This is a genomic window from Pedomonas mirosovicensis (genome assembly GCF_022569295.1).
GTDB classification, from domain to species: Bacteria; Pseudomonadota; Alphaproteobacteria; order Sphingomonadales; family Sphingomonadaceae; genus Pedomonas; species Pedomonas mirosovicensis.
In genome coordinates this window covers 2,720,001-2,725,887 of record NZ_JAKFIA010000001.1, presented here as the reverse complement: position 1 = coordinate 2,725,887, position 5,887 = coordinate 2,720,001, and the positions used below count along the sequence as shown (strand labels likewise).

4 protein-coding genes and 2 pseudogenes (1 of these 6 running past the window's edge) are annotated in these 5,887 nt (G+C 64.8%); 5 read left to right on the top strand and 1 reads right to left on the bottom strand.

Translation table 11 applies throughout. From position 1 onward, the window contains the following. Nucleotides 1-254: 254 nt before the first annotated feature. Nucleotides 255-719 carry a hypothetical protein gene (locus L0C21_RS13070; RefSeq protein ID WP_259276445.1) on the bottom strand — a complete coding sequence of 155 codons (465 nt, stop codon included), beginning with the start codon at nt 717-719 and terminating at the stop codon, nt 255-257. 212 nt (nt 720-931) lie between these two features. Between L0C21_RS13070 and hisS the strand changes: the two are divergent. The 5 genes and pseudogenes from hisS to L0C21_RS13045 all read left to right on the top strand — a co-directional run. After that, a pseudogene (hisS, locus tag L0C21_RS13065) lies at nt 932-2,111 on the top strand (histidine--tRNA ligase); the annotation flags it as partial. A gap of 50 nt (nt 2,112-2,161) precedes the next feature. Next, nucleotides 2,162-3,249: pseudogene (gene prfA, locus L0C21_RS13060) on the top strand (peptide chain release factor 1). Beyond that, the gene (prmC, locus tag L0C21_RS13055) at nt 3,236-4,171 is read left to right on the top strand and encodes a peptide chain release factor N(5)-glutamine methyltransferase (protein WP_259278767.1); all 936 of its coding nucleotides are present in this window, start codon (nt 3,236-3,238) and stop codon (nt 4,169-4,171) included. The pseudogene prfA and the gene prmC overlap by 14 nt, the downstream one beginning before the upstream one ends. Before the next feature lie 68 nt (nt 4,172-4,239). Then, entirely contained in the window at nt 4,240-4,812 is a 573-nt protein-coding gene (locus L0C21_RS13050; RefSeq protein ID WP_259276441.1) for a DUF4167 domain-containing protein, read from the top strand. 306 nt (nt 4,813-5,118) lie between these two features. Then, nucleotides 5,119-5,887 carry the 5' portion of an OprO/OprP family phosphate-selective porin gene (locus L0C21_RS13045; protein ID WP_259278766.1) on the top strand. 656 nt of this gene lie beyond the right edge of the window, so the window shows 769 of its 1,425 coding nt (coding positions 1-769); the start codon lies at nt 5,119-5,121; its stop codon lies off the right edge, out of view.

The following is a 5,887-nucleotide window of genomic DNA, read 5'->3' as shown; positions in this document are numbered from 1 at the left end:
GCCGAAATCGAAGCCGCCAAGGCCGCCGCCGAGGGCGCCGCCTCCGCAGCGTAGGGTTGTTATAGGCAGGGGGAACTAGTTCCCCGCCACCCCCGGTCGTTTCAAAGAGCCAGGCCCGTGATGACGGGTGCGGCCCTTTTTATTCGATCATTATCGGGCCGAGTCCTTCATGCCGCGCACGCCCTGATAAAAGCAGGAGGTGCAGGAGGGGCCATGACCCTCCTGCAAATCGGAAAACGAAAGCCCTCTGCCCATCAGCTGGCGCTTGCCGCCTCCAGCGCCTGGCGGGCGAGCTGGCGAAAGCTGCCGGGGCGGCGGGCGCCGGGTCCAAAGTCGCCGCGCAGGGCCTTGAGGGCGTAGCGTTCGGCATCGATCTCGCTGGCGGTACGAACGCCGAGGCGGCGCAGCAGCGGGATGGGCGGGCACCAGCCTTGCAGGGCGTGTTGCAGCATGAAGGCGGAAACGCCGAACGGGAGCAGCAGCCAGCGACGGTCGCGGCGGGCAACGGCCAGCACGAACCCTGCCAGGGACAGGGTGGAGGAGCTGGTCTCCACCATGCGTTCGATGTCCCACTCCCGGTCCAGTTCGCGCAGTCGCCCGTCGATCAGCTCCGGGTTGCGCGCGTAGTACATCAGGCGACGCTCGGTGCGGTCGCGAATGCGGGCGTTGGCAACGGCGGACGAGTTGTCGACGACGCGACGGGTAGTCGGCGGCAGCATGGCGTTCTCCCGAACGAAGGATGGACCCTGGTCGGTCAACGCCGGGGCAGGCATTGCTGTTCCGGGGGCGGGCCGTCTCGTCTCGCGCTATTGCCCGTATGCGTGGGGCTTTCTGGCGGCCCGGCCTTTAACTTGGCATTTCCACCGGGCTGCTTTTGTTTCTATAAGCGCCGCTCGAAGGAGATTGATCGGCATGTCCAAGCTTCAGCTCCGTGCGTGGCACGCATGACCTTTTCGGTGAAGATGCACAGCGTTTTGCCAAGGTGGTGGAAACCTTCCATCGTCTCGCCAGGCTTTACGGGTTCCAGCCGGTCGATACGCCGATTTTCGAATTCACCGAACTGTTTGCCCGTGGCATCGGCGAGGCGACGGACGTGGTCTCGAAGGAGATGTACACCTTCGAGGACCGGGGCGGCGAATCGTTCACCCTGCGCCCGGAGTTCACGGCGGGCCTGTGTCGCGCCTTCATCTCCAACGGCTGGCAGCAACTGGCCCCGCTGAAGCTGGCGGCCCATGGCCCGATGTTCCGTTATGAGCGCCCGCAGAAGGGGCGTTACCGCCAGTTCCACCAGATCGACGCCGAGATTCTGGGGGCGGGCGAACCGCAGGCGGATATCGAGCTGCTTACCCTGGCCGCCCACCTGCTGGACGAGCTGGGGCTGGCCGGCAAGGTACAGCTGGAGATCAACACGCTGGGCGACGGCGAGAGCCGCGCCAAGTGGCGGGATGCGCTGGTGAACTATTTCTCGGGACACCGCGACGCGCTGGGCGAGGACAGCCGCAACCGGCTGGAGAAGAACCCGCTTCGTATTCTTGATCCGAAGGACGAGGGCGACAAAAAGCTGGTGGCTGACGCGCCGCTGCTCGACCAGTTCCTCGCTTGACGCGGGTCAGTATTTCGAAACCGTGCTCAAGGGTTTGGAGGCTGTCGGCATTCCTTATGTCGTTCAGCCCCGGCTGGTGCGCGGGCTCGATTACTACTGCCATACCACCTTCGAGTTCACGACCACTCACCTCGGCGCGCAAGGGACCGTCATCGGCGGCGGGCGCTATGACGGCCTCATCGAGCAGCTGGGCGGCCCAGCGACACCGGCTATCGGCTGGGCTGGGGGCATCGAGCGGCTGGCGCTGCTTGTCGACCTGCCCGCGCAAGGCAAGGGCCCCATTGCCGTCATTCCGCTGGGCGAGGCCGCGCAAGGGGAGGCCACCGCGCTCACCGCCCGCCTGCGCCGCCTTGGCTTCCGGGTGGAGCAGGGCTTTCGGGGCAACATGAAGAAGCGCCTTTCGCGGGCGAACGACGCGCACAGTCCGGTTGCCCTCATCTTGGGTGAGGACGAGCTGGCGCGGGGCGAACTTATGCTGAAGGATCTGACCACCGGTGAGCAGCGGGCGTGCCGCTGGCCGAGGTCGAGGTCGCGTTGCAGTCGTATCGGGATTAAGTCATGCCTTCCATCCCTCAAGCGAAGATCGATCGCATCCGCCTGCGCCATGCAGAGCTGTCGCGCGAGATGTCTGATCCGTCTGCCTCGGCGGACCGGTTCGTCAAGCTGTCGAAGGAATATGCTGAGCTCAATCCGGTGGTCGAGGCGGCCAATGCGCTGGCTCGCCTGGCGACCGAGCTGGAAGAAGCGGAAAGCCTGCTGAACGACGCCGGGGCGGACGCCGAAATGAAGGCGCTGGCCCGCGACGAGGTGGAAGCCCTCAGGGCCCAACTGCCCGAGGCCGAGCGCACGCTGCAGATCATGCTGCTGCCCAAGGACGTGGCCGACGAGAAATCCGCCATCCTTGAAATTCGCGCCGGCACCGGCGGCGATGAGGCGGCACTGTTCGCGGGCGATTTGTTCCGCATGTACACCCGCTATGCCGAAAGCCAGGGCTGGAAGGTGGAGATGATTTCCGCCTCGCCGTCGGACGTGGGCGGCTACAAGGAAGTGGTTGCCTCCATCACCGGGCAGGGCGTGTTCGCCAAGCTGAAGTTCGAATCCGGCGTGCATCGCGTCCAGCGCGTGCCTGCCACCGAATCGGGCGGGCGCATTCATACCTCCGCCGCGACCGTCGCGGTGCTGCCCGAGGCGGAAGAGGTGGATGTGCAGATCGACGAAAAGGATCTTCGCATCGATGTGTTCCGCTCCTCCGGTCCCGGCGGCCAGTCGGTCAACACCACCGACCCGCCGTGCGGATTACCCACCTGCCCACCGGGCTTGTGGTGAGCCAGCAGGACGAGAAGAGCCAGCACAAGAACAAGGCCAAGGCGCTGAAGATCCTGCGTGCCCGGCTGTATGAGATCGAGCGCGAGAAAGCCGCGCGGGAGCGGGCCGATGCCCGCAAGTCGCAGGTCGGCTCGGGCGACCGGTCGGAGCGCATCCGCACCTACAACTTCCCGCAAGGCCGGGTGACGGACCACCGCATCAATCTCACTCTTCACAAGCTCGATCTGGTTCTGGAAGGCGAGGCGCTGGAGGAGCTGATTCAGGCGCTCATCAACGAGGATCAGGCCGAGAAGCTGGCCCAGCTGGATGACGCGGGCTGAGGCCATGCGCCGGGCGGCGGGGCAACTCGCCGCCGCAGGGCTTCTTGATCCCCGGCTGGATGCCGAGGTGCTGCTGGCCCATGTGCTGGGCATGCCGCGCCTTGTCATGCTGATCGACACCAGCCGCGAGATCACCGATGCGGAGGTCCGCGCCTTCGAGGCGCTGGTGGCCCGCCGCGAAACCCATGAGCCGGTGGCCTACATCACCGGCATGCGCGAATTCTGGTCGCTCGACTTCCGGGTGACGCCTGCCACGCTCATCCCCCGGCCGGACAGCGAAACGCTCGTCGAGGCGGCGCTGAGCGCCTTTCCGCAGGAGCGGCCCGCCCGCGTGCTTGATCTTGGCACCGGCTCCGGCTGCCTGCTGCTTTCCGTGCTGCATGAATTCCCCGGCAGTTTTGGGGTTGGCGTTGACCGCTCGGAGGCGGCAGCGATGGTGGCGGCCGACAACGCGGCGCGGCTGGGGCTTCAGGAGCGTGCCGCCTTCATCGTGGGAGACTGGGCCGGGGCGCTTGTCGGGACATTCGATTGCATCCTCGCCAACCCGCCCTACATCGGCGAAGGGGAGGCCCTCTCACCTGAAGTTGCAGCGTTTGAGCCTGTGACGGCTCTGTTTGCGGGGCCGGACGGGCTCGACGATTACCGGCGTATCATCCCCGAGCTTGCCCGACCTCCTCCGCCCCGGGGCCACGCCTTTTCGAGATCGGCTACACCCAGGCCGAGGCGGTTGGTCGCATCGCCGAGGCCTGCGGCTTGTCTGTCAGAGTTCACAACGACTTGGCCGGGCATCCCCGCTGCGTCGAGTGCTGGAGAGGTGAGAATTTCCTTGGAAAGATGCCGGGAAACGGTTAGACACGAAGTCGGTAGGGTTGATGGTTTCCTCTGCCACCTGATTTCCGAAAACGCGGATTGCAGGGCATGACGGCGCCCGACGTGCGCCGACGTATGGGGCGATTGCCCTAAGGGCAAAATTTTTTTGAGAACGGGTCAATGAGAAACGGACAAAGCGGTCGCCGTAGAGGACGCGGCGGTGGGCGCCCTGCACAGTCAGGCGGTCGCCCGATGGAAGCGGGGAACCGCAACGACGCGCGCATTCGCGGCAATGCTCAGCAACTGCTGGAAAAATACAAATCGTTGGCGCGGGACGCGACGGCGTCGGGTGACCGGATTCTCGCTGAATATTATATGCAGCACGCCGATCACTACTATCGCGTGCTGGCCGAGTTCCGGTCGCGCTACGATGATGCGCCCCGCTCGCGGGATCGCGATGACCGCGATACCGACGAGGGCGGTTACGATGAGGATGTGACCGAGACGACTGCGCCGCAGGCGGCCTATGTCAGCCCGAGCGTTCAGCACAGCCTGGGCCTGGAGCCCGCTGCGCCGGAAGCTCCGTCTGAGACGCGTGCGGAACCGGTTGCCGAGGCCGCCGGCGCGGAAGAGGCTGGCGCTGCTCCCGCCGAAGGCGAGGAGGCTCCCCGCCGTCGTCGCCGTGGCCGTCCTCGCAAGGTCAAGCCCGAAGAGGGCGTCGAGACGGCCGATACCGCCGAGAACGCTGCCTAAGCGCAACCTACCTTCAGAAAATCAGCCAAACGGCACAGCTGTCGGAAACGCAGTTGTGCCGTTTTCGTTTGGGTTGCGCGGCAGCTTGCTGACCCTTTTATGACAACGCGCTACCCGCCGGCCTTTGCTGATGCTCCGCCTCGCCGTCCGGCGGGGGCTAAAATGACCGTTTTATTTCTGTTGTATTAAAGCCACAGCCCTCGACAGGGTGCTTGCGTAACAAAACTGTCATGTTTCTGTCGCGGAAAATTCACGCGACGCCCTTAGATGCGGGCCTGCAACGCACCCAATCAGTGAGGGTATTTCATGACCACGAAGAACAGGTATCGCGCTGTCCTGCTGGCGACGGCGCTCGTCGGGGCGAACATTATCGCCGCGCCGGCATGGGCCCAGCAGGAAGCCGGTCCATCCGAGACCCAGCAGCTGCGAGAGCAGCTCCAGGCTCTGCAGTCGCAGATGGAAGAGCTGAAAGCGCAGATCGCCAAGAAAGAGCAGGGTGGCGAGACCAGCTGGAAGGGTGCGCCGCAGTCCTCCGGCAGTGGCTTCACCTTCAAGGTCCGTGGCCGCATCCAGTATGACGTCGGCATGGTCACCGACCCGGACAACCTGGTGGACGGCAAGGAGCTGGGCATCGACAGCTACTTCCGCCGCGCCCGCATCGGCGTTGAAGGCGCCATGCCGGGTGACTTCAAATACAAGGCCGAGTTCGATTTCGCTGATCCGGAAGAGGTCGGCTATGGCGACATACTCATCGAGTATGCGCCGAAGGACTCGCCGTTCAGCGTCAAGCTCGGCAACATGGAAACCCACCACAGCCTGGAGCAGATGACCTCCTCGCGCTTCATTACCTTCATGGAGCGGGCTCAGATCACCGAGGCCTTCTACTCCGGCCGCCGTCTGGGCGGCTCCGTGGGCTATGCCCAGGGCGACCTGAAGTTTGATGCCGGCTTCTTCAACCATGCCATTTCCGGCGACCGGGGCGACGACTCCTGGCTGTTCGGCACCCGCCTCGTCTATGCGCCCAAGATCGGTGACAACCAGCTGCACTTCGGCGCGAACTACCAGCACCGCGAGT